This is a genomic window from Actinomyces faecalis (assembly GCF_013184985.2).
Classification (GTDB): domain Bacteria; phylum Actinomycetota; class Actinomycetes; order Actinomycetales; family Actinomycetaceae; genus Actinomyces; species Actinomyces faecalis.
Genome location: NZ_CP063418.1, coordinates 296,339 through 321,771, shown reverse-complemented (window position 1 = coordinate 321,771; position 25,433 = coordinate 296,339). Strand labels below are relative to the sequence as shown.

Here is a 25,433-nt window from a genome sequence, read left to right as displayed (position 1 = left end):
ATTCGCGCGAATATGGTGGTCAGCCAAGGCATACGCGGTCGATCGGGCTTTTTGCGGTCTGTCGGGGCATACGTGGTCCATCTGGGGCCGCATCACCGTGGCCGGATGCCCCGGCCGGGGCTCAGCGCAGGCTAGCCAGCGCCTGGCTGCGGGTCACAACCTCACCCACCTGCTTCTCAACCTCACCGTCATGGTAGGCGGCAGGCTTGAACACACTCATGTTCTCAAAGTCAGTCGGGATGGACAGAACAACCTGGGCATTGACCGTAGCTGCCTCAAAGTTAGCCAGGATGAGGCGCAGCTGCTCAGCAGCACGCACGCCACCAGTGAAGCCGTAGGAGACGATGCCAACCCCCTTGTGGGCCAGCGAGGCCGGGGTGAGGAAGTCGATGGCATTCTTTAGCGCACCCGGGAGGGAGTGGTTGTACTCGGGGGTGACGATGATGACGCCGTCGGCCTCGTTGACCGCCTGTAGCCAGGGCTGGGCCTTGGGCTCCTTGGGGGCCGCCATGGCAGTGGGCAGCTCCTCGGCAAACATCGGCAGATCAAGCTCACGTAGGTCAATGACCTGCGCCTCCACGCCCTCAACGGTGGAGGCCTTCTGGGTAACCCACTCGGCCACCTGAGCACCAATGCGGTTGGGACGGACAGAACCGATGACGACGGCGATCTTGGCCATGAAGCACTCCTTGAGAACAAAGAATTAGTTGATTCGTGAACTACTTTAGGCGTCAATGAATCTCAGCGCAAGTGATCAACTTCCCCAATGGGCCGCGCAGGCCCACGCGCCTCAGCCCGGCCGACGCAGGCAGAGCCTCAGCACCCAGCCCAGGCACCTACCGCGCCAGAAAGAAGCGCGCCGAGGGATCCTCGGTCTCATCGCGGTAGGCGTAGCCGAGCTGGTCCATATGCGCGACGAGATCCTCCAGCTCACCCGCCCCCTGCCCGAGCTCGAAGGCACACAGGATCCGCCCGTAGTCAGCGCCGTCGGTACGGTAGTGGAAGAGGGTGACGTTCCACCGCGTGCCCAGCACCTCAAGGAATCTCACGAGCGCACCCGGAGCCTCCGGGAACTCAAAGGAGAACAGCCGCTCACTCAGCCCCGCCGGAGCCCGGCCCCCAATCATGGAGCGCACGTGCACCTTCGCCAGCTCGTCATCGGTCAGGTCGACGACGTCGTAGCCCGCCCTCTCCACGTCGGCCACGATCTCGGCACGCTCCTCGCGGCCACGCGTGAGCCTCACACCGACGAAGATGCGCGCAGGCTCGCCCGGCGCAGCCGACGCGGAGACCCGGTAATTGAACTCGGTGACCGCGCGCCCACCCAGCACCGAGGCGAATCGAAGGAACTCTCCCTGTGCCTCCGGGATGTGGACACCGAGGATCGCCTCGCGCTGCTCACCGATCTCACTGCGCTCACAGATGTAGCGCAGCTGGTGGAAGTTGAGGTTGGCTCCCGAGAGCACGCAGGCCAGCCTCTCACCACGGATCCCATGGACAGCCACGTACTTCTTCAGGCCCGCCAGGGCGACGGCGCCACTCGGCTCGGGCACGGCGCGCAGGTCCTCGAACAGGTCGCGCACGGCCGCGGACACCTCGTCGGAGGAGACAGTGACGACGTCGTCGAGCAGGGCCGCGCACATCCGGAAGGTCTCCTCGCCCACGCGACGCACGGCGACGCCCTCCGCGAACAGGCCCACCCGGTCCAGGGTCACCGGCTCGCCGGCCTCCAAGGCGGCACTCAGGCAGGCCGACTCCTCGTGCTCAACACCGATGACCTTGACTTCGGGCATGAGCTGCTTGACGAGCACGGCCACGCCCGAGACCAGTCCGCCTCCGCCCACAGGGACGAAGACCCGGTCCAGCTCGGCATCCTGCTGGATCATCTCCAGCCCGATCGTGCCCTGTCCCGCGATGACGCGGGGGTCGTCGAAGGGAGGGATGAAGGTGCGGCCCTCCGACTCGGACAGCCTCCGGGCCTCAGCCTGGGCAGCGTCGAAGTTGTCCCCGAACAGCAGCACCTGGCCACCGAGAGCACGCACGGCGTCGACCTTGATCCGCGGGGTCACCACCGGCATGACGATCGTGGCGCTCACGCCGAGCAGAGCCGCCGAGCGCGCCACCCCCTGCGCGTGGTTACCGGCTGAGGCGGTCACGACGCCGCGAGAGCGCTCGGCCTCGCTGAGTGAGCGCATCGCGTTGTAGGCGCCACGGATCTTGAAGGAGTGGACGGCCTGAAGGTCCTCGCGCTTGGCCTCGACCGTGTTACCCAGTCTCGCGCTCAGCCCCGCCATGACCTGCAGCGGCGTGTGCTCAGCCGCCTCGTAGACGGGCGCCCGCAGCACCTCGCGCAGGTAGCGGGCCGAGTCCCAGAGCGTGCCGTTGCTTGCCAGTTCGTTCACGCCCTCACCTTAGATCCGCCGGCGACGACGGCGCCCGCGCGTCTTGCACGACGGCGTACAGCGTGCTTGGGTCCAGACCGCGTCGGTCTGCCGGGGTGAGCGCAGGCACGGCGGCGGGCTCCGCCGTTACCGGTCCCACCTCGCGGTGTCAGTAGCGCGGCAGCCTGGACCTGTCACGCACCGCGCCCAGGTCAGCGCTCGTGGCCAGCATGGCGTAGGCGCGCAACGCCGTGGAGACTGCACGCGAGCGTGGGGCGTGCGGGGACCAGGCAGCCTCTCCACGAGCCTCCTCGGCCTGGCGACGCCGGGTGATCTCGGCCTCGTCGACCATGAGCTCGATGCGGCGAGCGGGGATGTCGATCTCGATGCGGTCGCCGTCGCGCACCAGGCCGATCAGGCCGCCAGCAGCAGCCTCCGGGGAGACGTGGCCGATAGACAGGCCTGAGGTACCTCCGGAGAAGCGACCGTCGGTCAGCAGCGCGCACTCCTTACCCAGGTGCATGGACTTGATGTAGGTGGTCGGGTAGAGCATCTCCTGCATGCCCGGGCCTCCGCGCGGGCCCTCGTGGTTGATGACCACGATGTCCCCGCTCTTGACCTTGCCCCCCAGGATCCCCTCGACGGCGTCCTCCTGGGACTCGAAGACCACCGCAGGACCAGCGAAGGTGAGGATCGAGGCGTCCACTCCCGCTGTCTTGACGATGCAGCCCTTCTCAGCGATGTTGCCGAACAGGACCGCCAGGCCGCCGTCGGCGGAGTAGGCGTGCTCGATGTCGCGGATGCAGCCGTTCGCGCGGTCAGTGTCCAGGGACTCCCAGCGTGAGGACTGGGAGAACATCTGGGTCGTGCGCACGCCAGCCGGAGCCGCCAGGTAGCGGGTGCGGACCTCCTCGCTGACCTGAGAGCCGGGCACGCCGTCAGCACCGGGGCGGGCGATGTCGTAGGCGGCCAGCGCGTCAGCGAGTGTGGAGCCCAGGACGTTGAAGGTCGCGGTGTCCAGCAGGCCGCCACGGTCGAGCTCCCCGAGGATGCCCATGATGCCGCCGGCGCGATGGACGTCCTCGATGTGGTAGAGGTTCGTCGACGGCGCCACCTTGCACAGGTGCGGGACGTGACGTGACAGGCGGTCAATGTCTGCCATGGTGAAGTCGACCTCGGCCTCCTGGGCGGCGGCCAGCAGGTGCAGCACCGTGTTGGTGGAGCCACCCATGGCGATGTCCAGGCTCATGGCGTTCTCGAAGGCCGCCTTGGTCGCGATCGAGCGTGGGAGGACAGAGGTGTCCTCGCCGTCGTAGTAGGCCTTGGTGATCTCTACGATCTGGCGGCCCACACGTGCGAAGAGCTCGCCACGGTCAGCGTGCGTGGCCAGCAGGGTGCCATTCATGGGCAGCGCCAGCCCCAGGGCCTCGGTGAGGCAGTTCATCGAGTTCGCGGTGAACATGCCCGAGCACGAGCCGCAGGTGGGGCAGGCCAGACGCTCGATGGCAGAGATGGTCTGGTCATCGACCGTGGGATCGGCGGCGTCCATCATGGCGTCAATAAGGTCCAGCTTGCGCGTGGTGCCATCTGCGGCGGTCATCTTGCCCGACTCCATCGGGCCGCCAGAGACGAAGATCGTGGGGATGTTGAGGCGCAGGCTAGCCATGAGCATGCCGGGGGTGATCTTGTCGCAGTTGGAGATGCACACCAGGGCGTCAGCGCAGTGGGCCTGGACCATGTACTCCACCGAGTCCGCGATGAGGTCGCGGCTGGGCAGGGAGTAGAGCATGCCGTCGTGGCCCATGGCGATACCGTCGTCGACGGCAATGGTGTTGAATTCCTTGGCGATACCACCGGCGGCCTCAACCTGCTCAGCCACCACCTTGCCGACGTCCCGCAGGCCGACGTGGCCAGGAACGAACTCGGTGAAGGAGTTGGCGATGGCGATGATCGGCTTGCCAAAGTCCGAGTCCTTGACGCCGGTGGCGCGCCACAGGGCGCGGGCGCCAGCCATGTTCCGTCCGGAGGTGGAGGTGGCGCTGCGATAGCGAGGCATGAGTGCTCCTGACAAGGTGTACTGAACGCTGGCCTCAGCGTAGTGCGATTCCAACGGACGGGATGAGCCGGGGTCACCACCCGGACCGTGGCGGCCCTCCCACTGCGCCACCCCACCCGCTGCCTTCGGGGTCTCCTGTTCTCGCCCGTGCCCGACGCATGCGCTCAGGACCGAGTACACGCAGAAGGTCGCCTGCGAGGCCAGCGGATCACATGACCCCGAGGATCTCCGTGACGAAGACGAGGGTGTCCCCACCCTTGATGCCGGCCTGCGGCACACCGCGCTCGCCGTAGCCGAGCTCGGAGGGGATGGACAGCAGGACGCGAGAGCCCACGCGCTGACCGACCAGGCCGTCGTCCCAGCCGCGGATGACCATGCCGACCCCGATCTGGAAGTCCAGCGGTGCGCCGCGGTCGTAGGAGCTGTCAAAGACGTCGCCGTTCCAGCTCTGGCCCAGGTAGTGGCAGACGATGTGGTCGCCAGCCTCAACGACCTGACCGTCTCCGGCGTCGAGGACCTGGATCTGCAGGCCCTCAGGAGCCTCGTCGGAGGGGAAGGTAAGAACCGGCTTGGTGCCCTTGGCGCCGTCGACGGCGGGCATGTGCGTGTTGATCATGGTCTCAGCCTACGGGACCGCGGGCCCCGTCAGTCATCCCCGCGCAAGATCACCAGGATCCGCAGGATCTCCACGTACAGCCACACGAGGGTCACCGTGAGTCCGAAGGCCCCGGCCCAGGCGTAGCGCGTGGGCAGGCCCCGCTCGACCCCGCGCTGGATGGACTCAAAGTCCATGGCCAGGCTGAAGGCAGCCATCACCACCGCGAGCGCGCCGACGATCAGCCCCAGGGGGATGCCAGCCACCGTCATCCCTCGCAGACCCCAGGGGTCAGTGACCGTACCGGTCACCATGAGCAGGAAGTTGACCAGGCTGAAGACGAGGTAGCCACCCATGGCCAGCACGAGGATCCGCGCTGCCTTGCCGCTGACCCTGAAGCCGCCGACCTTGTACGCCGCCAGCATGACGGCGAAGACAGCAAGCGTGCCAAGGACCGCCTGCAGCACGATGCCGGGGTAGGCGAGCTCCATGACGCCGGAGAAGGCGCCGAGCATGACGCCCTCGCAGGCGGCATAGGCCAGGATGAGGACGGGGCTGGGCTCACGCTTGAAGCTGTTGACCAGCCCCAGCACGAGCGCACCCAGCGCACCAGCCACCATCGCCATCATGCCAGCCGCGGAGGTCGCCGGGCTGGTGGCCAGGTTCCATGAGACCGCGCCAAGGGCGAGGATGACGGCGAACATGGCGCCGGTGCGCACGATGACGTCGTCGTAGGTCATACGGCCACGGTCCACGTTGGTGGCCGACGGCGCCGCGTACTGCTGCTCCAGGCCGCTGACCTGCTCAGGACTCACCTGCCCGTAGCCAGGAGCCTGCTGGTCGGTGCCGGCACCGTACCGGCCAGCAGCCGTCGTCGAGCCTGCGCTGCCGGGCTGGTAGCCGGGCATGGCCGGGTAACCGTTCGGAGTGCGCTCGACGACGGCGGTGCCGCCTTCCTTGAAGGCGGGACTCCGGTCGAAGTAGGGGTTGCTCATCTGGGCGTGTCCTCTCACGTACGGGCACGGACGTCGTCGGGGCAGCAGGGAACACCCGCTGCACGTGTGTCAACGTCCTCATCCTCCCGAAGATTCCTGAAAGGGTGCTGATACCGACGGCGCTCCTCCTGAAGGAGGAGCAGGCCTCCACCTGGTGAGCGGGGTCTCTCCCGCCAGGGTTCGTCACCCCGGTCGATGGCCGGACGCAGCAACGTTCCTAGGCTGGAGCCGTTCCGAGGACACTGGGCCTGCGGCCGTAGCGGCCGCCCCGCCCGTCGCAGTCCTCGCCAGTACCTGCCAACCCCGAGAGACGATCGGACCACCATGATCGAAGCCACCGGCCTGACCAAGCGGTACGGGCACAAGACCGCCGTCAACAACATCTCCTTCACCGTGGAGCCCGGAACCGTCACGGGCTTCCTCGGCCCCAACGGCGCTGGCAAGTCCACCACCATGCGCATGATCATGGGCCTGGACAAGCCCACCTCCGGCACTGTCACGGTCAACGGCCGCTCTTACCGTGACCTTGCCGCACCCCTGTGCGAGGTCGGCGCCCTGCTGGACGCCAAGGGCCTGCACGGCTCACGCTCAGCCCGTGCGCACCTGACCCAGCTCGCCGTGTCCAACGGCATCCCCACCACACGCGTGGACGAGGTCCTCGAGCTCACAGGACTGACATCCGTAGCCAGGAAACGGGTCAAGGGCTTCAGCCTGGGCATGGGCCAGCGCCTGGGCATCGCCGCCGCGATGCTGGGCGACCCCCAGGTCCTCATCTTCGACGAGCCGGTCAACGGCCTGGACCCCGAGGGCGTGAAGTGGGTACGAGAGACCTGCCGCAACCTCGCCGCCGACGGTCGGACGGTCTTCATCTCCTCCCACCTCATGAGCGAGATGGCTCTGACCGCAGACCACCTCATCGTCATCGGCCGCGGCAAGATCCTCACCCAGGGTCCCGTAGCGGACGTCATCGCCTCGGCCACCTCGGACACGGTGAAAGTCATCAGCCCCTCGGCCCGCACGCTCGCCGAGCTCCTCACGCGAGAGGGCCTGGACGCCCGTATGAGCGACGAGCACTCGTTGACGACGACGGCGCCCGCCACCCACGTGGGTGAGGTCGCCGCCTCCCACGGGCTGGTGCTGCACGAGCTGCACACCGAGCACGCCTCACTGGAGGAGGCCTACCTGGAGCTGACCGCCGGAGAGGTCGAGTACACCACCGGCTCAGGCGCACACGGCAGCATGCCCACCCCCTCCCAGCAGGCCTGAGCGGGCCCGGACCTAGAGAATTTTGGAGAAGAGACAATGACGAGCCCTGCTACTGCCGCTCCGACCTCCCACCGCATGGTGTCCCGCACCCCCCATATCACCGGCAAGCAGACCTTCTGGCGTGCGGTGCACGCCGAGTGGGTCAAGCTGCGCACCCTGCGTTCCACCTGGGTGACGGCCTTCATCTCGATCCTCATCACCGCTGGCATCGGTGCCACGGTCACCGCCTACGGCGCCGACGAGGGCAGCACTAACTCTTGGTACTACATCATTGTGGGCACCACTTTTGGGCAGATCGTCGTGGCGGTCCTCGGCGCGCTGGTCGTGACCGGGGAGTACTCCTCAGGTCAGGTCCGTTCCACCCTGGCTGCGGTCCCGCGCCGAAGCCGCGCTTTCTGGGCCAAGGCCCTGGTCGTGGCGGTGTGGTCCTTCCTGCTGGGGGCCGCATCGATCCTGCTGGCGTGGATCATCTCCGCCCCCTTCATTGAGTCCACGATGCGCGTGAGCCTGGTCAGCACGGACTTCCTGTCCTATGTGTGGGGCACCGGCCTGGCCTTCGCAGGCATCGGTCTGATGTCCCTAGGGCTGGGGTTCCTGCTGCGCTCAACCGCCGGCGCCATCACCGTTGTCACGGTCGTCTTGTTTGTCATCAACATCCCGCTGGGGATCGCCGGGCCTTTCTGGAAGTGGGCTGAGACCCTCAGCTACTTCACCCTGGCCCAGACCATCACCCACGTGGTCGACCCTCTGGCCCTGACGACGGGTGAGATGCCCGACGCCCCGATCAACCACACCGGCTCCATCATCGTCACCGTGGCCTGGTTCGTGTTCCCGCTGCTAGCCGGCTGGTTCACCTTCGCCAAGCGCGACGCCTGAGACCAGGACCGGCTTGAGCCACCACTGGCTGGCTCTGCCAGCACCATCAGCTGCGGCGGGCGGCGCCACCAGGCACCGCCCGCCGCCGGACCCCATCGGGGCCACAATGGCCTCATGCCGCCCAGCCAGGACGTACCGATGACCGTCTCCCCCGCCGCCACGCGCCTGATGCTCTGGCAGGAGTACCACGCCGCGCTCGCGGACGCGCTGCTCGCGCTCGTCATCCTCGCTCTGGGCCTGCCCATGGGGATGCTGACCGCTCATCGGGAGCTGACCGCCACCCACAGCACGTGGCTCGCCGTGACCTACATGGTCTGGGCGGTGTGCAGTCTGGGGCTGGCGCTGCGCCGCCGGCTGCCAGTGCTGACCTGGGCCGTGGTGACCTTCGCCCCGCCTGCGCACCTTGCCGCCAGCAGAGTAGTCTTCCACCTCCAGGGCACCGACGTCTCCTTGGCCAGCCAGGCGCTGACCGCCGTCGTCGTGCTCGGGACCCCGCTGAGCCTGGCGACGTTAGCCATCCGTTACCGCATGGGCTGGGCCTGGGCGGCCTGCGTGGTCTCGACGCTGGCCTGTGCCGCAGTCAGCTCCAGCCTGCTGCCGCTGGCTCTCATCAACGTCATTGGAACCCTGGTCGGCATCATCCTGCGAATTCAGCACGCCCAGCTCATCCAGGTCCGCAAGCGCTCAGCCCGCCTGTCCCTGGCCCGCGAGCAGACGATGATGCTGGCCGCCGCCAACGAGCGCAGCCGTATCGCCCGCGAGATGCACGACATCGTCGCCCACTCCCTCGCCGTCATGATCACGATGGCCGACGGCGCAGCCGCCGCCGTGGACCGCAACCCTGAGATGGCCAAGCAGGCGCTTACGGTCCTGGGCGACACCGGGCGCTCGGCCCTGGCTGACACCCGCCGTCTGGTCGGTGTCCTGCGCGACGACCCCGGCGCCTCCTCCGCGCCGCAGGCCAGCGCCTGCGCCGAGGACCACACGGACGACGCCACGACGCGCCAGCCCCGCGGAAGACACGGACGCGGCGAGGAGCCTGTGTCTGTCCAGCCGCCGTCAACCGGGTCACTGCCTGTCGTGCGAGAGCTGCCGGTGCCCGAGTTCGCCCCACCCGGCACCGTGGCACCCAGTGAGCCGAGCGAGCCGATCGCCGACCTGCGCCGTCACGCCACCAACGCCACGGCCGACCGCTCGACCGGCGAGATCCCGCTGGCCCCGGCGCCGGAGACCGGCGACCTGGAGACCCTGGTCGAGCGCTTCCAGGCCGCCGGGGTCCCGGTGTCCTACACCTGGACCGGTGCCGCCCTGCCCGAGGACAAGGGCCTGCAGCTCACGCTCTTCCGCATCGCCCAGGAGTCGATGACGAACATCCTGCGCTACGCCCCCACCACCAAGGACGTCCAGGTCACCGTGCAGCGCCACACGGGAACGGTGGTCCTCACCGTCACCAACGAGGCCGCCCCCGGCGCCACGCCGATGCACGGCTCGGGCAAGGGGCTGATCGGTATGCGCGAGCGCGCCTCCGTCTATGGTGGGACCGTTGACGCTGGACCAACACCCACCGGCTGGCAGGTTCGTGCCGTGCTGCGCTGGGACGAGGACGACGAAGGGACTTCACCGTGGCAGCTGCCGCTCTGAACGAGAACGAGCCGGCCCAGGAGCCAGCGGACGAGGCCACCGCCTCGCACCCGGTCACCGTCGTCCTGGCTGACGACCAGGCCCTGATGCGTATGGGCTTCCGGATGGTCCTGGACGCCGAGGAGGGCATCGAGGTCGTCGGTGAGGCCTCCGACGGCTCCTCCGCCCTGGCCCAGGCACGCGCACTGCACCCTGACGTCATCCTCATGGACGTGCGTATGCCGGGGATGAACGGGATCGAGGCCACGCAGGCCATCACCCAGCAGTGCCCGGGCACCAAGATCCTCATCCTGACCACCTTCGACCTGGACGAGTACGCCTTCGCAGGGCTGCGCGCCGGGGCCAGCGGATTCCTGCTCAAGGACACCAGGCCTGCTGAGCTGGCTGAGGCGATCCGCACCGTGGCCAGTGGCGAGGCCGTGGTCTCTCCGCGCGTGACGCGCCGCATGCTGGAGATGTTCGCCTCCCACCTGCCGCAGGACGGCTCCCAGGACGCTGCCGAGGACCTGCGGATCGCCTCGCTGACCCCGCGTGAGCGCGAGATCCTGGTGCTCATCGCGCAGGGCATGTCCAACTCAGAGATCGCGGACAAGCTCGTCGTCTCGGCCACGACCGTCAAGACTCACGTGGGCAACGTCCTGGCCAAGCTGGACGTGCGCGACCGGGTCCAGGCTGTGGTGGTCGCCTATGAGACTGGTCTTATGTCTGTCTAAGGCCGCCTCACCTGGCGCGGCGGGAGGACAAGGGCAGAACGGCTTACTGGTTCCCTAGAGCTTTGCGTGCCATGACAGGGGTGCGTGAGGGGCACAGATCCTCTTGTCCTCCCGCCGCGCCACTCTCAGCCGCTACCGCGAGTTCAGCTGCCGCTGGACTGCCTCGAAGCCCTCAGTCACCACGGCCTCGACGGCGTCCGCAGCCAGCTGCAGGGTGACGTCCAGCTCGGCGCGCTCACGGGCCGGGAAGTCGGACAGGACGAAGTCCGCCGGGTCCTGACGCCCCGGCGGCCGACCGATCCCCACGCGCAGGCGCGCGTAGTCCCGGCTGCCAACCGCCTGGCTGATGGAGCGCAGCCCGTTGTGCCCGCCCTCGCCACCGCCGCGCTTGAGGCGCAGCGTGTGGGCCGGGAGGTCGAGCTCGTCGTGGATGACGAGCAGGTTCGTCGTCGGCTCGATGCCGTAGAACTTCGCCAGCGCCGCCGTCGGGCCGCCCGACAGGTTCATGAAGGTGGCGGGCTCAGCCAGGATGGCGCGCGGCCCCGGGGCGCCACCGGGCATGACGCCCATACGTACCTCGGCCACCTGCGCACGAGCCTTGTGCCTGGAGAGCCGAGACCCGGCACGCCCAGCCAGGACGTCGATCACCATGTGGCCGACGTTGTGGCGGTTGCGGGCGTACCGGGACTCGGGGTTCCCCAGCCCGACGATGAGCCAGGGGCTGCTCATAGGAGCTCCTTCGTGCTCGCACCTCAGGAGTCCTCGCCCCTGAGGCACTGACGTCAGACCGGACTCACTCAGCCTCGGCGGCGGGAACCTCCGCCTCGCCAGCGGCCTCCGCGCCCTCCTCAGGCTCCGGGATGTCGACGGCGATGGCGGCCTCGTCCACGACGTTGACGACATCCGCCTCAGCGTCGGTGACAGCCTCGACGCCCTCGGGCAGGGTGACGTCGGAGACGCGGATGGTGGTGCCGGCCTCGACGCCGGTGATGTCGATCTCGATGACCTCGGGGATGGAGACGACCGGGGCGGAGACGAGCAGGTGAGCCGCCTCGACGGTGTGGACGGTGGCGGGGGCCGGCTCACCGATGACGGTGACGGGGACCTCGACCTCGACGCGCTCGTTGCGGTTGACCAGCTGGAAGTCGACGTGCTGCACACCCGGGCGGATGGGGTGGCGCTGGACGTCCTTGGTCAGGACCAGGATGGTCTCACCGTCCACGGCCAGCTCGACCAGGGCGTTCTCGTTGCCGCGCAGGGCGAGGCGGGTGGCGTGCTCCTCCAGGAGGAAGTGACGCGGCTCGGTGCCGTGACCGTAGACGACGACCGGGACCTGGCCGTTGCGACGGGCCTGGCGGGCGGAGCCCTTGCCGAAGTCGGTGCGGGCAGAGCCCTTGAGGGTGATGGCCTTGTTCGCCATGAGGGTTCTCCTCTTCTCAGGCGGGGCCGGGCCCCGCAGGTCTGGTGGTCCGGGAGGGCGCGACGACGCGCAGTACCTCCTGGTACCACCACGTCGATCACGGATGCACGTGCGCAGCACGTGTCCCTCGCCGGGGCAACGTCGTCAACCCTACCTGCTCGTCCAGCAGCAGGCCCAGACCGGGCAACGGTGAGACAGGACTCACCGTCCGCCTGCACCCCGCGCCGGCCTCAGGCGGGTGATCGGCCCAGCCTCTCCAGGGCGCGGCGTACCTGTGCCACGGGCAGCTGCCCCGGGGCAGAGGCCGCGGCGCCGGCGGTCGCAAAGGTCAGGCTTGAGCCGAACAGCCCTCCAGCCAGGCGAGTGACGGCGCCGCGCTCCCCCATCGCGATCGCGACCAGCGGCCCCTGAAGGTGAGAGCGTGCCCGCAGGGCGGCACGCAGGAGGCGGGCGACGTCGTCGTCACTCACGGGCATGACCGCGACCTTGGCGACCTGTGCCCCCTCGACCTCCATCCTCTCCAGGAGTCCCACGATCTCGTCCTCGGCCGGCGTGGAGGTAAAGAAGTGTGCCGAGGCGACCACGTCGATCCCAGCCGTGGTCCCGCCCAGGTCCGCGATATCTCCCACGCAGCCACGTGCCAGCTCGACGTCCACGGCCGCGACCACCTGTCGTGCGGTCTCGTCCCGGCCGCAGGCCTCGACCAGGGCGGCAAGCAGCGCCCGGTAGGCTGCGTCGTCCACCTGGACCCCTCCACCCTCGGCCGAGGTGCGTACAGTGAGTAGCAGCGGCAGGTCCGTCGCCACCAGCTCGGCCCCCACCTGCCCGACGGCGGGCCAGAGCCGCTCCGCCAGCGACTGTCCGGCGCTGGCCCCCTCGACCAGCCCCGCCCCGGTGGCGGGCTGAAGCAGGTCCAGGCGCAGCTCGACGACGTCAGCCCCGTGGTCGCGGGCCGCCGCGGCCTGGGAGGCGGCCTGGGCGGGTGTGCGCCCGGTCGTCGCCACGGCGATGACCGGGCGGCGCCCTCCCAGCTGTGCACCGCGCCAGGTGCTCGGGCGCGGGCAGCCCGGGGACCCGGGCACAGCGAGCCCGGCCGCCCTGGCCGAGGCGGTCATCCGCTCCAGCTGCGCCGCGAGGTCGTCAGGAGCCGCCCTGTTCATGCGCTGACCGCCGCCGCGCCGTCAGCCATGGACAGGGCGATCCCGTCCAGGATGTCAGACAGGGAGGTGATCGAGGAGGTCACCGGGGACGGTCCCGCTGCGGTCTCGGCCATGACGCGCGTGATGACCTCGGACCACACCAGTGCCCCGGCCGCGATGACGTCGCGGCGTCCCGGCCGCAGGTAGGCCCAGGACTCCCGCTCGGCCGCGGTCGAGTGCACGACCTCCTCCGCGGAGGCCAGCATCGTCTCGACCGGGACCTCGGCTCCGTCCAGGGCGTCAGGATCGAAGTCCGTCAGCCCCAGGGCGTGGGCGGTGACCGTCGTGATGGTACCCGCCAGGCCCACGAGGCGGGTGGCTGCGGACAGGTCGACGACGTCGCCGGCCCGGTCCAGCAGCTCGCGCACGTGGGCGCGCGCCGACGCCTCGGAGGCGGGCGTGACCCCGTCGGCCAGGTAGCGCTCGGTGACACGCACCGAGCCGGTGTCCATGGAGAACGCGGCCTGCGGACCACGCTGCCCCAGGACGAGCTCGGTGGAACCACCACCGAGGTCGACGACGAGGTGGGGGCCTGCCGGTACGTCGCCCGTGAGGCGGTCCAGGCAGAGGGAGGAGCCGGCGAAGGACAGGCGCGCCTCCTCCTGACCGGTCACGACCTCGGGCTCGACGCCCAGACGCTCTCTCACCCCGTCGACGAACACTGACCGGTTGGAGGCGTCGCGCGTGGCTGAGGTCGCCACGAATCGCACACGCTCCACCCCCTGGGCGCGACAGGTCGCTGCGTAGGAGGCCACGACGGCGAGGGTGCGCTCCAGAGCCTCCTCGTCCAGACGGCCGGTTCGGTCAACACCCTGGCCCAGGCGCACGATCTCGTTCTCGCGTACCAGCTGGACCAGCCTCGTCCCGTCCTCGTACGAGGCAAGATCGGCCACCAGCAGGCGGATGGTGTTGGTGCCGCAGTCGATAGCGGCGACTCGGGTCATGCTGATTCTCCTTGGTACGTCACAGCAGGTCAGGAGGCAGCGGACAGACGTGGGCGCCCGGCACTGCCAGGGTGGCCGGCAGGCCTCAGCAGCTGCAGCGCTGCGGGTCCCACATCCCGCGCTCGCGCAGCGTCTCCAGGGTGAGGTCACCAACAGGGTTGACGCCAGGGCCGGCCGCCAGGGCGTGGCCGAGCAGGGCGTGCAGGCACTTGACCCGGGTCGGCATGCCGCCGGCCGAGACACCGTCGATCTCCTCGACGCTTCCCAGCTCGGCGCGACGGGCGAGGTAGTCCTCGTGGGCGCGGGCGTAGGCCGCTGCCAGCTCGGGGTCCTCACCCAGCCGGGCGTTGTAGTCCTCCATGAGGTGCTCGGCCTCCAGGGTCGAGCAGCCCTTCACCGCGGCCGGGTGAGTGAGGTAGTAGCTGGTAGGGAAGGGCGAGCCGTCAGGCAGGCGCGGAGCCGTGCGCACGACGGTCGGGCGACCGCACACGCAGCGCGCGGCGATGCCGACGACGCCGCGAGGGACCCGGCCCAGCTGCTCGCCCAGCGCCTCCAGGTCCGCCTCGCTGACCTCCCCGGTACGGCAGGTCGCTGACAGCCCGGCCGCCGGTGCGAGACCGGGGTCCTGGGGCGTCGGGGCACTGGCGTGCTCAGGCAGCGTGCTCATGAAGCTCCTTCCTGACGGGGTCGTTACTGCGCGCCGGACTCGACGGCAGGCTGGTCAGCAGATTCAGAGGTCGGGGTCGGGATCGTGGGGACCGAGGTCGACCAGCCCCGCTGAGACTCCTCCGGTGGCGCCTTCTCACCGGTAGCGCCAGCAACCTCAGCCGACTCGCGCAGCACCGTGTACCAGGGGCCGCCAGCCTCGGCCTCAGCCGCGGCCCTGGCCTCCTGCTCAGAGCGGTCCTCGAGCCGGTCCGCTCCGACGACGACGTAGGTGGTCTCCCCCGGCATGACGTAGGACAGGCGCTCACGTGCCTGAGCCCGTACGTAGGCCTCGTCGTCCCACTGTGCCAGCTCTGACTCCAGCGCCGTGGAGGTGGCGCGGGCCTGCGTCAGCTGCTTGATGACAGCGTCGTACTGCGCCTGCTGGGACAGGTACCCACGCAGCGCCGGGAAGGTAATGACGAAGGCGAAGAGAAGCACCAGGGCCAGGATGAGCACCCGGGCTGGGACGGCGATTCCGTCCGGGCCGCCGAGGCGGAGCATCGTGTACTCCGGCGTCGTGCGGGACGAGGGACGAGACGCCTGACCGCTGTCCCCGCTCTGCCTGATCTCAGACGTGCGCGACGCCTGGGAGGCCTGTGGCTCGCGCGATCCCGAGGAGGCTGCGCGCCCTGGAGCGGAGGGGCCTTCTCGCGCGCTGCCCTGGCGGGAGGAGGTCTGTCGGCCGGCACCACGTGAACCGGGACGCGCCCCAGGGCGGGCGCCCGGTCGGGCGGGTGAGGGTCGGCGCGGCGTCATGAGCCGATCCTGCCTCACCTGGCTGGGAAGTGGCACGACGTCCGGTCGGTGCGTTGCTCACGACCCGTGGTCCGCTGTCATCCGTACGCACCGGCGGGGTGCGACCCGGGTACCCGGGTCGCACCCCGCCGGTGCGTACGGTGGCACAGGGCTCGCCCTGCGCCGGGTGCTGCGTCAGCAGCGCAGGGACTCAGCCCTTGAAGCGCGGGAAGGCGGAGCGACCGGCGTAGACGGCGTCCTCGCCCAGGGCCTCCTCAATGCGCAGGAGCTGGTTGTACTTGTTGATGCGCTCGCCACGGGCGGGGGCTCCGGTCTTGATCTGGCCGGAGTTGGTGGCCACGGCGAGATCGGCGATGGTGACGTCCTCGGTCTCACCGGAGCGGTGGGAGGTCATCGACTTGTAGCCGGCGCGGTGCGCCATCTCCACAGCCTCAAGGGTCTCCGTGAGCGAGCCGATCTGGTTGACCTTGACCAGGAGGGCGTTGGCGGCGCCGAGCTCGATGCCCTTGGCCAGGCGCTCGGGGTTGGTGACGAAGAAGTCGTCACCCACGAGCTGGACCTTGTCACCGATCTCGTCGGTCAGGTGCTTCCAGTCCTCCCACTCGTCCTCGGACAGCGGGTCCTCGATGGAGACGATCGGGAAGTCCTCCACAAGCTTCTTGTAGTAGGCCACCATGAAGGCGTTGTCGCGGGCCTCGCCCTCAAAGTTGTAGGTCTTGGTCTTCTCGTCGAAGAACTCGGTGGAGGCCACGTCCATCGCCAGGGCCACGTCAGCGCCCGGCTTGTAGCCGGCGTTCTCGATGGCGGTGCAGATGAGCTCCAGGGCCTCGCGGTTGGACTCGAGGTTGGGGGCGAAACCACCCTCGTCACCCAGGCCGGTGGACAGGCCCTTCTCCTTCACGACGGCCTTGAGGGAGTGGTAGACCTCAGCGCCCATGCGCAGGGCCTCACGGAAGGTCGTGGCGCCGATCGGGGCGATCATGAACTCCTGGATGTCCACGTTGGAGTCAGCGTGGGAGCCACCGTTGAGGATGTTCATCATCGGCACAGGCAGGACGTGGGCGTTGGGGCCACCGACGTACTGGAACAGGTCCAGGCCAGCGGACTCGGCAGAGGCCTGCGCGGCGGCCAGGGAGACGCCCAGGATGGCGTTGGCGCCGAGCTTGCCCTTGTTGGGGGTGCCGTCAAGGTCGATCATGAGGCGGTCCAGGCCACGCTGGTCAGCGGCGTCGTAGCCGATGATCTCGGGGGCGATGACGTCGTTGACGTTGGCAACGGCCTTCTCGACGCCCTTGCCCAGGTAACGGGACTTGTCGCCGTCGCGCAGCTCAACGGCCTCGAAGGCACCGGTGGAGGCGCCGGAGGGGACGGCAGCGCGGGCGGAGGCGCCGTCCTCAAGCAGGATCTCGACCTCGAGGGTCGGGTTGCCACGGGAGTCGAGGATCTCGCGTGCGTGAACGTTCTCGATGAGGGCCACTGTGGGTGCTCCTTGTTGGATTGATATCAGGATGCAGTACCTAGACTACCGGCCCCGTCCCTCAGGCACGAGGGCGGAGGTCCCCTGTGATTCCCATGTTCACGCCGGGCGTGACGTATCCCGCTTCCGGGTCACTTCCGCAGGCCACCGAGCGAGAGGGCCGAGGCGTCCTGGATCTCCCACGGGCGCTCGGAGGTGTAGCGCGGCGAGGGCGTGGAGCGGAAGGACTCGGCCATGGCGGCGAAGTCAGTCCGAACCTGGCCGGCCTCCTGGGTACCAAGGCCCTGGAGCTGCGCGCTGACGGACGACAGGCGGGCGATCGTGCGGGCGCCCTCGGAGAAGGACGAGGCCTCGGGGTTGATCTGGGAGAGGATGGTGTCCACGTCCGTGTCAGGCACGGACAGTCCGTACTTCTCCGCCAGCTCGAAGTAGACCGGCGCCTGAAGCAGCCCGTTCAGGACGCGGTCACGAGTCCATCCCAGCGCAACCAGGTCGCTGGTCGCCCCGTCCAGGTCCTTCTCGGAGACGCTGATCTCCTGCTGCGTACCGTCCAGCCCGATGAACTGCGCCACAGCAGCCTGGCCCGGGTGCGCCGAGCAGGCCGTCAGGGCCCCGGACGCGACCAGAAGGACGCCGGCGGCGAGGACGCGCACGCGGCGCGAGGCAGTGGTGAGCACGAGGATCTCCTTGTGACAGTGCGTCAGGACAGGCACATGGTAGCCCGCTCGCCGACGACGTCGCCGCCCGCCGTCGCCCCGGCGCGCCCCAGCCGGGCGCGCCGGAGGCAGAGGCTCACGCTCGCCCACCCGGAGCAGGGCTACCGGCGGCGCCGGTAGGTCGTGGCCTCGACCTCGTAGTCCTTGTCCCCCTCGACCACCGCACGCAGCAGCACCTCGGCCCAGCGCAGCAGGGCCTCACCCTCGACCGGCCCGCCGCCCATCCGGGCCGTGCCCGGGGCCGGGACCACGATCGTGCGGGTCGCAGGCTTGAGAGTGGTGCCCGGGTACAGGCGGGTCAGCCGCATGCGCGCCGACTCGGCAAGGTCCAGCGGAGCGAAGCGGATCGACTTCCCCTGAGCCACGATCTCGCGCACACCCAGACGCGCCGCGAGCGCACGTAGCCTGGCCAGCGCGGCCAGGCGCTGGGTGGGCTCGGGGACCGGGCCGTAGCGGTCGGTGAGCTCGTCCAGGACGTCGGCGACGTCGTCGTCGCTGCGGGCGGCGGCGAACTTGGTGTAGGCCTCCAGGCGCAGGCGCTCGTGAGGGACGTAGTCCTCGGGGATCGTGGCGTCCACCGGCAGCTCCACACGCAGGTCCTGGTCGATCTCCGCCTCGGCCTCAGCGGCGTCGCCAGCGGCCTGCGGGTTGATCTTGAGAGCCTTCTTGTAGGCGGCCACGGCCTCGGAGACCATGCGCACGTACAGGTCGAAGCCGACCCCGGCGATGTGCCCGGACTGCTCGCCCCCCAGGAGGTTGCCGGCGCCGCGGATCTCCAGGTCCTTCATCGCCACCTGCATCCCGGCGCCCAGGTCCGTGTTCGTGGCGATGGTGCGCAGCCTCTCCAGCGCGGTCTCGGTCAGCGGCTTGTCCGCGGGGTAGAGGAAGTAGGCGTAGGCCCGCTCGCGGCCGCGTCCCACGCGTCCGCGCAGCTGGTGGAGCTGTGACAGGCCCATGCGGTCAGCCCGGTCGACGATGAGGGTGTTGGCGTTGGACACGTCCAGGCCGGTCTCCACGATGGTCGTGCACACCAGGACGTCGATCTCCTTGTGCCAGAAGTCGTCGATGACCTGCTCCAGGCGCACCTCCCCCATCTGCCCGTGGGCGGTGGCCACGCGCGCCTCCGGCACCATCTCCTGGACGCGCGCGGCCACGCGGTCGATGTCCTCCACGCGGTTGTGGACGTAGAAGACCTGGCCGTCGCGCAGCAGCTCACGGCGGATCGCGGCCGAGACCTGCTTGTTCTCGTAGGCGCCCACGTAGGTGAGGATCGGGTGGCGGTCCTCTGGCGGGGTGGCGAGCGTCGACATCTCGCGCAGGCCGGTCACCGCCATCTCCAGGGTGCGCGGGATCGGGGTGGCGGACATGGACAGCACATCCACGTCCGTGCGCAGCGCCTTGAGGGTCTCCTTGTGCTCGACCCCGAAGCGCTGCTCCTCGTCGATGATGACCAGGCCCAGGTCCTTGAAACGCACCTGCCCGGTGATAAGGCGGTGGGTGCCGATGACGACGTCGATCGCCCCGGAGGCCAGGCCCTTGAGGACCTCCTCGGACTCGCTGGCCGACTGGAAGCGCGAGAGCTGGGCCACGCGCACCGGGAAGCCGGCGTAGCGCTCGGTGAAGGTCTCGGCGTGCTGGGAGACCAGCAGCGTGGTGGGCACGAGCACCGCCACCTGCTTGCCGTCCTGGACGGCCTTGAAGGCGGCGCGCACCGCGATCTCGGTCTTGCCGTAGCCGACGTCGCCGCAGACGAGGCGGTCCATCGGCTGGGCCTTCTCCATGTCCGACTTGACCTCGTCGATGGTGGCGAGCTGGTCAGCGGTCTCGGTGTAGGGGAAGGACTCCTCCAGCTCGGACTGCCAGGGGGTGTCCGGGGCGAAGGCGTGCCCGGAGGTGGCCGAGCGCGCGGCGTACAGGCGCACCAGCTCCCCGGCGATCTCGCGCACGGCCTTGCGGGCCTTGGACTTGGTCCTGGCCCAGTCGGCCCCGCCCATCTTGTTCAGGGTGGGGTTGTCCCCGCCTACGTACTTGCTCACCTGGTCAAGGGCGTCGGTGGGCACGAGCAGCCGGTCGCCGGGCTGCCCCCGCTTGGAGGGGGCGTACTCGATGACCACGTACTCGCGGGTGGCCGCGTTCCTGCCGGTCCCCACGTTGCGGCGCATGAGCTTGACGAAGCGTCCCACACCGTGCTGGGCGTGGACCACGAGGTCACCCGGGTGCAGGGAGAGCGGGTCGACGCTGCGCCGCGAGCGCCGGGCAGGCATGACCTTGCGCGAGCGCGGCCCGGCCGAGGCCCGCCCAGTCAGGTCAGACTCCGCGACAAGGGCCAGGCGCAGGCCCTCGGCGACGAAGCCGTGGCCGGCGCTGGCCTGCGTGACGCGCACGACGCCGTCGCCCTCCAGGCTGCCGTCGTCACGAGCCGTTCCGAGGTCACCGGGCTCGTCCAGATGGGTGACGATACGGGCCGGTACCCCGGCGTCTCCCAGCAGCTGGGCCATACGCCGGCCGGGGCCGGGGCCGTCGGTGGCGACGACGACGCTCCAGCCCTCGCGCGCGAGGCGGCCCAGGTCCGTGACCGCCTCGTCCAGGCTCCCGGCGTAGCCACGTGGGTCGCGCAGGTTGAGCTCGGTCGTGTCCGGGCTGGCCTTGAGGGAGGAGAAGGACCACCAGCCGCGGTTCGTGGACAGCGCCAGGCCGCGGGCCTCGGCCAGGTGGGCAAAGGCTGCGGCCGACAGGTCCACCGGCGCCTGGCCTCCCGAGGCGGCCGAGGTCCAGGCGGCGGCAAGGAACTCCTGGGTGGTGGCGGTCAGGTCCTCGGCCCGCTTGCGCAGGCGCTCAGGCTCCAGGCCGACGACGAGCCTGTCACCGACGAGGTTGAGCAGGGGCACCATCCTGGGCACGAGGACGGGTGCGAGGGACTCCATGCCCTCCACGGGGATGCCGGCAGCGATCTTCTCCAGCATGTCGGCCGCGGAGGGGATGACTCCCATGAGGTGCCTGGCCCGCTCGCGCACGGCCTCGGTCAGCAGGATCTCCCGGCAGGCGGTCGCCGTGACGGCACCGACCTCCTCGATCGTGCGCTGGTCAGCCACGGCGAAGGAGGAGACGGAGTCGATCTCGTCCCCGAAGAAGTCCACGCGCACCGGGCGGGGCTGGGTCGGGGGAAAGACGTCGAGGATGCCGCCGCGCACCGCGAACTCGCCGCGGTTCTCGACCATGTCCACCCGCGTGTAGGCGGCGTCAGCCAGGCGCTGGGCCGTAGCCTCCAGACCCAGCTCCAGGCCCGGGGCCAGGTGGACGGGCTCCAGGTCTCCCAGCCCGTCGACCACGGGAGCCAGCAGCGCGCGCACGGGGACGACCAGGACCCGGATGGGGCCGCGCGAAGGGTCGCCAGGGCGGCCCGGGCCGTCCGCGCCGGCGTCGCCGTCCTCGGGATGGGCCAGGCGGCGCAGGACGGACAGGCGGGTGGCCACGGTGTCCGCTCTCGGGGAGAGCCGCTCGTGCGGCAGGGTCTCCCATGCGGGGAAGACGGCGACGTCCGTCTCGGGCAGGTAGCAGGCGAGCGCGGCGGCGGTCTCCTCCGCCTCACGGGTGGTGGGGGTGAGGACCAGCAGGGGCGTGCCCTCCGACGCTGCTGCGGTGTCGGAGCGCGCGGCGGTCGGGGCGTGGACGGAGCCGACGGCGCGGGCGACCCCGTTCTCGCCCAGGGCCATGGCCGCCAGGACAGCCGGTCGGGCCCCGCGCGCGACGACGGCGGTGCGGTCCGTACGCGAGGCCGAACGAGCTGCACGTACAAGTGAGGCGGTCTCGGGATCGTCAAGCAGGACTGGCAGCAGGGCGTTGAGTCGCACCGCAGCAGTCTAGGCACTGTGACAAGCGGGGCAGCGCTATGAGGAAGAGCCACTAGTGGGGCTCGGCGATACAGCATGATCGTGCTGTATCGCCGAGCCCCACTGTGGGAATCACCTCAAGGCAAGACTAGAGATCAGAACAAGCCAGGATTGCTACGTCCACCATCGGTGAGGGTCACCTTACGTGAGTCCTGCTGAAGATCGTTGGCGGTGGAGACATCTCCTGCCACACGACCGGTCTGGGTCACTTCCATGTAGTTGACCACGCGCCCGAGCTTTGTCAAACCGTCACCGAAGGAGAAAGCACTCACCAGGGTGGTCTCCCCCGGCTCGACGGGGTTAGAGAGCGTCACTTCGAAGGTGCGAGTGGAGCTACCACGGTCAAAACCGAGGTCACGCACGTAGGCACCGTTGAAGTTCGACGTCGTGATAAGGCGGTCGACGCCTTCAGGCCCTTCAGCAGTCTTCACCTCAACCTTGAAACGCACGGGGTGCTCGGGCGTGGCCTCGTAGGACTTTGCGCCGTCATTGGTGACACGCAGAGCCACAGATCCAGCGTAGCCCTTGGCCTTGAGAGCCGACACCGTGAAGGAAGGACGCAAGTCGAAGTCACCCTCAGCCACGCCGTCAACGGGTTGAGCCTCATCCACGGGGATCTGGGTGTAGATCGGCATGTTGGAGGAGGTCGAGCTACCCAGCGAGGAGGAAGCACCGGTGGCGTTGTCGTAGAGCTTGACCTTGACCTCGTTGCGGATCGGGGTGAAGGCACGCCAGGCGGTCGGAGTGGACCAGGTGCCATTGGGACGGCAGTACTGCTGCGTGCCAGTCAGACTCAGAGTTTCAAAGCCATACGTAGCCTCACCGGTGTGACCAGCAGGTACGTCGTACGGACCGATCTGCTGGCCAGCGCTCCAGGACAGCGAGGCAGACATGGACGCCCCCAGTCGCTTGGTCAGCGTGGAGGTGATGCCGGCCGAGACGTTCATAGCCTGACCATCCTGGGTCTGAGAGCCGCCACTACCAAGGTTGATCGAGGAGGAGTGGGTGAGGTCTCCCGAGACTGTGAGGGTGACCGAGTGAGTCTTTGAGGTGTTCTGCGTCAGCGGGATCGTGGCTGCGGTGTCATTCGTCGTTGAGACGGTACCCGCTGGAGTGAAAGAGCGCGCAGCCTTGTAGACGGTGGTGCGATAGTCCTCAGCAGAGTTGCACACCGGACGCGGGTTCAGGATGTTGGGCTTGATGTGGTCAGAGCGGTGATAGGTGTGGACAATCGGGAGAACGGCATTGGTCAACGGAGTTTCCGGGTAGGTGTCCACGGTGGTCTGTGCGGCGGCGGGTGCTGCGAACACGGCAGTGAGCAGGGCTGCACCGAGCACAGCAACAGGACGGCTAAGACGAGTCATTGTCTCACCAATCTCACGGAGGGATGATGCCCTCTCAGCATAGGACTCTAGTCCCCGTCTGTCTCATAGGTCATACCCGAAAGAACTTATGACATATGCAAGATATCTTGATTAATCGGTGCCGCAGAGGGGACAGTCCCTCACCCCGAGCACAAGGGACACCGGTGGGCACGCCTGAGGCCCTCTGACCCAAGGCGTGCCCACTGCAGCAAGCGGAAAAGGTCCGATGCCTCAGACCCCGGCGGTGTCGAACAGGGAGGTCACCGATCCGTCGTCGAAGACAGCCCGGATCGCGCGGGCCAGCAGCGGGGCGATCGGCAGGATCGTCAGCTGCTTGAAGCGCTTGGCCTCCGCGATGGGCAGGGTGTCGGTGATGACGACCTCGCGCGCCCCCGAGGTCGACAGGCGGTCCACAGCCGGGCCTGAGAGCACACCGTGCGTGGCCGCGACGATGACGTCCTTAGCGCCGGAGTCCAGCAGGACCTTGACCGCCTTGGCGATCGTGCCACCGGTGTCGATCATGTCGTCGACCAGGACGCAGGAGCGGCCCGCGACCTCACCGACGACACGGTTGGCCACCGACTCGTTGGGGCGGGTGATGTCACGCGTCTTGTGGACGAAGGCCAGCGGGGTGCCACCCAGCGAGCTCGCCCAGCGCTCGGCCACGCGGATACGGCCGGCGTCCGGGGAGACCACGGTGGTGTTGGCGGGATCGACCCGGCCACGGATGTAGTCCACGAGGACCGGCTGGGCCCACAGGTGGTCCCAGGGGCCGTCGAAGAAGCCCTGCTCCTGGCTGGTGTGCAGGTCCACGCTCATGAGGCGGTCTGCGCCGGCCTGCTTGTACAGGTCCGCGACCAGTCGCGCGCTGATGGGCTCGCGCCCCAGGTGCTTCTTGTCCTGGCGGGCGTAGGGGAAGAAGGGCGCCACCACGCTGATCCGCTTGGCCGAGGCGCGCTTGAGCGCATCGACCATAATGAGCTGTTCCATGAGCCAGTCGTTGACGCGGTCACCGTGGGACTGCATGACGAAGACGTCGCAGCCGCGCACGGACTCGTTGAAGCGGACGTAGGTCTCGCCGTTGGCGAAGTCGTAGGAGGTTGAGGACAGCACCTGCGTCCCCAGCTCAGCCGCGACGTCAGCCGCCAGCTGGGGGTGCGCGCGCCCCGAGACGATGACGAGTCGCTTCTCGCCGCTGGTGATGATGCCCGTCATGAGCGAGTACCCCTCTCGAGTCCCTTGGGGACCTGGTTCCTGCGTGCGGTGTGTCCTGTCACGCGATCAGTGCCGTGCCTGGTCCACGGCGGCTGAGGTCTGTGGTTCCTTGCCGTCAAGCTGGCTGTGGGGCGCGACGACGGCGCCTGCCGGGACGTCGGCGTCCTGAAGGACGGAGTATGCCCCGACCACGGTGCCCTGGCCGACGCGGGTGCGTCCTCGCACGAGCACGCCGGGCTCCAGAACGACGTCCTGGGCCAGCGTGGCGTCCACGTCCACCCACGTCGAGGACGGGTCCACCACACCTACCCCCTGAGCCATCCACCGCGCCAGCACGCGCCGGTTGAGCTCCGCACCGAGGCTGGCGAGCTGAGCGCGGTCGTTGCAGCCCTCGATGAGCCAGTGGTCGGTCACGGTGAGCGCGGAGGTGGAGCGTCCCTCCTGCCAGGCAGCGGCGACGACGTCGGTGAGGTAGACCTCGCCCTGGTCGTTGTCCGTGCCGAGGCTGGCAAGGGTGCGGCGCAGGAAGCCAGCGTCGAAGACGTAGACACCGGCGTTGATCTCACGCACGGCTCGCTGCTCCGGGCTGGCGTCCCGGTGCTCGACGACGGCGGCCACGGCCAGCGGGTCCGCGTCCGAGCGGGTGGCAGCGGCCCTGATGACGCGGCCGTAGCCGGTGGGGTCCTCCAGCTCGGTGGTCAGCAGGGTCACGGCGTCACCGCGGCTGACGTGCTGGCTGACGAGCTCCTCCAAGGTGGCGGTGTCCAGCAGCGGCACGTCCCCTGAGGTCACGACGACGGCGCCGCTCAGGTCCGCCGGGAGCACCGCCAGCGCGCAGGCCACGGCACGTCCGGTCCCGGGGACCTCGTCCTGGTCCGCGGGGACGGCGTCCGGGGCGACCTGGGCGAGGTGGGCGACGACGGCGTCACGCTGGTGACGTACGACCACGACGAGGCGCTCGGACGCCAGACCGCGTGCGGCGCTGACCGCGTGGTCCACGAGGCTGCGCCCACCGATGCGGTGCAGGACCTTCGGGGTGGCTGAGCGCATGCGGGTTCCCTGACCGGCGGCCATGACGATGACGGCAGCGGGGGCAGTGGGTGCCACGGATCCTCTTCTCGCTGGTGAGCGTGCCTCCCCACGCGTGTGGGAATCGACACGGACGTGTCGGGGCGCGGTGCAGGGCCATTCTACGACGCCGGGGCGGATGCCGCCCACGAC

The 25,433-nt window shown here is 69.1% G+C and carries 21 protein-coding genes; 4 read left to right on the top strand and 17 right to left on the bottom strand.

Features of this window, described 5'->3' with window-relative positions:
• Positions 1 to 121: 121 nt before the first annotated feature.
• From HRL51_RS01240 to HRL51_RS01220, 5 genes are all read right to left on the bottom strand, one after another.
• The gene (locus HRL51_RS01240; protein WP_172119911.1) at positions 122 to 679 is read right to left on the bottom strand and encodes an NADPH-dependent FMN reductase; all 558 of its coding nucleotides are present in this window, start codon (positions 677 to 679) and stop codon (positions 122 to 124) included.
• Between the two features lie 157 nt (positions 680 to 836).
• Positions 837 to 2,402 carry a threonine ammonia-lyase, biosynthetic gene (ilvA, locus tag HRL51_RS01235; RefSeq protein WP_172119912.1) on the bottom strand — a complete coding sequence of 522 codons (1,566 nt, stop codon included), beginning with the start codon at positions 2,400 to 2,402 and terminating at the stop codon, positions 837 to 839.
• Positions 2,403 to 2,550: 148 nt separating this feature from the next.
• Entirely contained in the window at positions 2,551 to 4,437 is a 1,887-nt protein-coding gene (gene ilvD / locus HRL51_RS01230) for a dihydroxy-acid dehydratase (RefSeq protein ID WP_172192105.1), read from the bottom strand.
• A gap of 208 nt (positions 4,438 to 4,645) precedes the next feature.
• A complete protein-coding gene (locus tag HRL51_RS01225) occupies positions 4,646 to 5,053 on the bottom strand; it encodes an FKBP-type peptidyl-prolyl cis-trans isomerase (RefSeq protein ID WP_172119914.1) in 408 nt (135 codons plus the stop codon).
• Positions 5,054 to 5,082: 29 nt separating this feature from the next.
• Complete coding sequence (locus tag HRL51_RS01220; RefSeq protein ID WP_172192103.1) at positions 5,083 to 6,027, bottom strand: Bax inhibitor-1/YccA family protein; 945 nt, start codon at positions 6,025 to 6,027, stop codon at positions 5,083 to 5,085.
• Positions 6,028 to 6,351: 324 nt separating this feature from the next.
• Here HRL51_RS01220 and HRL51_RS01215 point away from each other — a divergent pair, with 324 nt between their 5' ends.
• From HRL51_RS01215 to HRL51_RS01200, 4 genes are all read left to right on the top strand, one after another.
• Complete coding sequence (locus HRL51_RS01215) at positions 6,352 to 7,293, top strand: ABC transporter ATP-binding protein (RefSeq protein WP_172192101.1); 942 nt, start codon at positions 6,352 to 6,354, stop codon at positions 7,291 to 7,293.
• A 36-nt stretch (positions 7,294 to 7,329) separates the two neighbouring features.
• Positions 7,330 to 8,169, top strand: a complete 840-nt coding sequence (locus HRL51_RS01210) for an ABC transporter permease (RefSeq protein ID WP_172192099.1) — start codon at positions 7,330 to 7,332, stop codon at positions 8,167 to 8,169.
• Between the two features lie 114 nt (positions 8,170 to 8,283).
• A complete protein-coding gene (locus HRL51_RS01205) occupies positions 8,284 to 9,810 on the top strand; it encodes a sensor histidine kinase (RefSeq protein WP_172192097.1) in 1,527 nt (508 codons plus the stop codon).
• The gene (locus HRL51_RS01200; protein WP_280528712.1) at positions 9,807 to 10,523 is read left to right on the top strand and encodes a response regulator; all 717 of its coding nucleotides are present in this window, start codon (positions 9,807 to 9,809) and stop codon (positions 10,521 to 10,523) included. The genes HRL51_RS01205 and HRL51_RS01200 overlap by 4 nt, the downstream gene beginning before the upstream one ends.
• A 132-nt stretch (positions 10,524 to 10,655) precedes the next feature.
• On the opposite strand, the gene pth is transcribed toward HRL51_RS01200, so the two are convergent.
• The 12 genes from pth to HRL51_RS01140 all read right to left on the bottom strand — a co-directional run bounded on the left by pth (position 10,656) and on the right by HRL51_RS01140 (position 25,319).
• Positions 10,656 to 11,252 (bottom strand): aminoacyl-tRNA hydrolase, encoded by a 597-nt coding sequence (gene pth, locus HRL51_RS01195; RefSeq protein WP_172192093.1) that lies wholly within the window; start codon positions 11,250 to 11,252, stop codon positions 10,656 to 10,658.
• Between the two features lie 64 nt (positions 11,253 to 11,316).
• A complete protein-coding gene (locus tag HRL51_RS01190; protein ID WP_172119921.1) occupies positions 11,317 to 11,943 on the bottom strand; it encodes a 50S ribosomal protein L25/general stress protein Ctc in 627 nt (208 codons plus the stop codon).
• A 230-nt stretch (positions 11,944 to 12,173) separates the two neighbouring features.
• On the bottom strand, positions 12,174 to 13,103 hold the full coding sequence (gene aroD, locus HRL51_RS01185; protein WP_172192091.1) for a type I 3-dehydroquinate dehydratase: 930 nt from the start codon (positions 13,101 to 13,103) through the stop codon (positions 12,174 to 12,176).
• Positions 13,100 to 14,086, bottom strand: coding sequence for a Ppx/GppA phosphatase family protein (locus HRL51_RS01180; protein ID WP_172192089.1), 987 nt, complete (start codon positions 14,084 to 14,086; stop codon positions 13,100 to 13,102). The genes aroD and HRL51_RS01180 overlap by 4 nt, the downstream gene beginning before the upstream one ends.
• An 85-nt stretch (positions 14,087 to 14,171) precedes the next feature.
• On the bottom strand, positions 14,172 to 14,684 hold the full coding sequence (locus HRL51_RS01175) for a DUF501 domain-containing protein (protein WP_235954107.1): 513 nt from the start codon (positions 14,682 to 14,684) through the stop codon (positions 14,172 to 14,174).
• Positions 14,685 to 14,776: 92 nt separating this feature from the next.
• The gene (locus tag HRL51_RS01170) at positions 14,777 to 15,295 is read right to left on the bottom strand and encodes an FtsB family cell division protein (protein ID WP_235954094.1); all 519 of its coding nucleotides are present in this window, start codon (positions 15,293 to 15,295) and stop codon (positions 14,777 to 14,779) included.
• Positions 15,296 to 15,740: 445 nt separating this feature from the next.
• On the bottom strand, positions 15,741 to 17,027 hold the full coding sequence (eno, locus tag HRL51_RS01165; RefSeq protein WP_172119925.1) for a phosphopyruvate hydratase: 1,287 nt from the start codon (positions 17,025 to 17,027) through the stop codon (positions 15,741 to 15,743).
• A 131-nt stretch (positions 17,028 to 17,158) separates the two neighbouring features.
• Positions 17,159 to 17,704 carry a hypothetical protein gene (locus tag HRL51_RS01160; protein WP_172119926.1) on the bottom strand — a complete coding sequence of 182 codons (546 nt, stop codon included), beginning with the start codon at positions 17,702 to 17,704 and terminating at the stop codon, positions 17,159 to 17,161.
• A 140-nt stretch (positions 17,705 to 17,844) separates the two neighbouring features.
• Positions 17,845 to 21,594 carry a transcription-repair coupling factor gene (mfd, locus tag HRL51_RS01155; protein WP_172192087.1) on the bottom strand — a complete coding sequence of 1,250 codons (3,750 nt, stop codon included), beginning with the start codon at positions 21,592 to 21,594 and terminating at the stop codon, positions 17,845 to 17,847.
• Positions 21,595 to 21,728: 134 nt separating this feature from the next.
• A complete protein-coding gene (locus tag HRL51_RS11630) occupies positions 21,729 to 22,997 on the bottom strand; it encodes a hypothetical protein (protein ID WP_172192083.1) in 1,269 nt (422 codons plus the stop codon).
• Positions 22,998 to 23,228: 231 nt separating this feature from the next.
• The gene (locus HRL51_RS01145; RefSeq protein WP_172119929.1) at positions 23,229 to 24,212 is read right to left on the bottom strand and encodes a ribose-phosphate diphosphokinase; all 984 of its coding nucleotides are present in this window, start codon (positions 24,210 to 24,212) and stop codon (positions 23,229 to 23,231) included.
• Between the two features lie 66 nt (positions 24,213 to 24,278).
• On the bottom strand, positions 24,279 to 25,319 hold the full coding sequence (locus HRL51_RS01140) for a bifunctional UDP-N-acetylglucosamine diphosphorylase/glucosamine-1-phosphate N-acetyltransferase GlmU (protein ID WP_172192081.1): 1,041 nt from the start codon (positions 25,317 to 25,319) through the stop codon (positions 24,279 to 24,281).
• Positions 25,320 to 25,433: the final 114 nt, after the last annotated feature.

Excerpts from the sequence above, each read along its gene's own strand:
- aroD (WP_172192091.1), bottom strand. The coding sequence starts at position 13,103 with ATGAACAGGGCGGCTCCTGACGACCTCGCGGCGCAGCTGGAGCGGATG.
- HRL51_RS01215 (WP_172192101.1), top strand. The coding sequence starts at position 6,352 with ATGATCGAAGCCACCGGCCTGACCAAGCGGTACGGGCACAAGACCGCC.
- HRL51_RS01190 (WP_172119921.1), bottom strand. The coding sequence starts at position 11,943 with ATGGCGAACAAGGCCATCACCCTCAAGGGCTCTGCCCGCACCGACTTC.
- ilvD (WP_172192105.1), bottom strand. The coding sequence starts at position 4,437 with ATGCCTCGCTATCGCAGCGCCACCTCCACCTCCGGACGGAACATGGCT.
- HRL51_RS01145 (WP_172119929.1), bottom strand. The coding sequence starts at position 24,212 with ATGACGGGCATCATCACCAGCGGCGAGAAGCGACTCGTCATCGTCTCG.
- HRL51_RS01225 (WP_172119914.1), bottom strand. The coding sequence starts at position 5,053 with ATGATCAACACGCACATGCCCGCCGTCGACGGCGCCAAGGGCACCAAG.
- HRL51_RS01240 (WP_172119911.1), bottom strand. The coding sequence starts at position 679 with ATGGCCAAGATCGCCGTCGTCATCGGTTCTGTCCGTCCCAACCGCATT.
- HRL51_RS01210 (WP_172192099.1), top strand. The coding sequence starts at position 7,330 with ATGACGAGCCCTGCTACTGCCGCTCCGACCTCCCACCGCATGGTGTCC.
- HRL51_RS01220 (WP_172192103.1), bottom strand. The coding sequence starts at position 6,027 with ATGAGCAACCCCTACTTCGACCGGAGTCCCGCCTTCAAGGAAGGCGGC.
- HRL51_RS11630 (WP_172192083.1), bottom strand. The coding sequence starts at position 22,997 with ATGACTCGTCTTAGCCGTCCTGTTGCTGTGCTCGGTGCAGCCCTGCTC.
- pth (WP_172192093.1), bottom strand. The coding sequence starts at position 11,252 with ATGAGCAGCCCCTGGCTCATCGTCGGGCTGGGGAACCCCGAGTCCCGG.
- HRL51_RS01205 (WP_172192097.1), top strand. The coding sequence starts at position 8,284 with ATGCCGCCCAGCCAGGACGTACCGATGACCGTCTCCCCCGCCGCCACG.
- HRL51_RS01180 (WP_172192089.1), bottom strand. The coding sequence starts at position 14,086 with ATGACCCGAGTCGCCGCTATCGACTGCGGCACCAACACCATCCGCCTG.
- HRL51_RS01170 (WP_235954094.1), bottom strand. The coding sequence starts at position 15,295 with ATGCTCCGCCTCGGCGGCCCGGACGGAATCGCCGTCCCAGCCCGGGTG.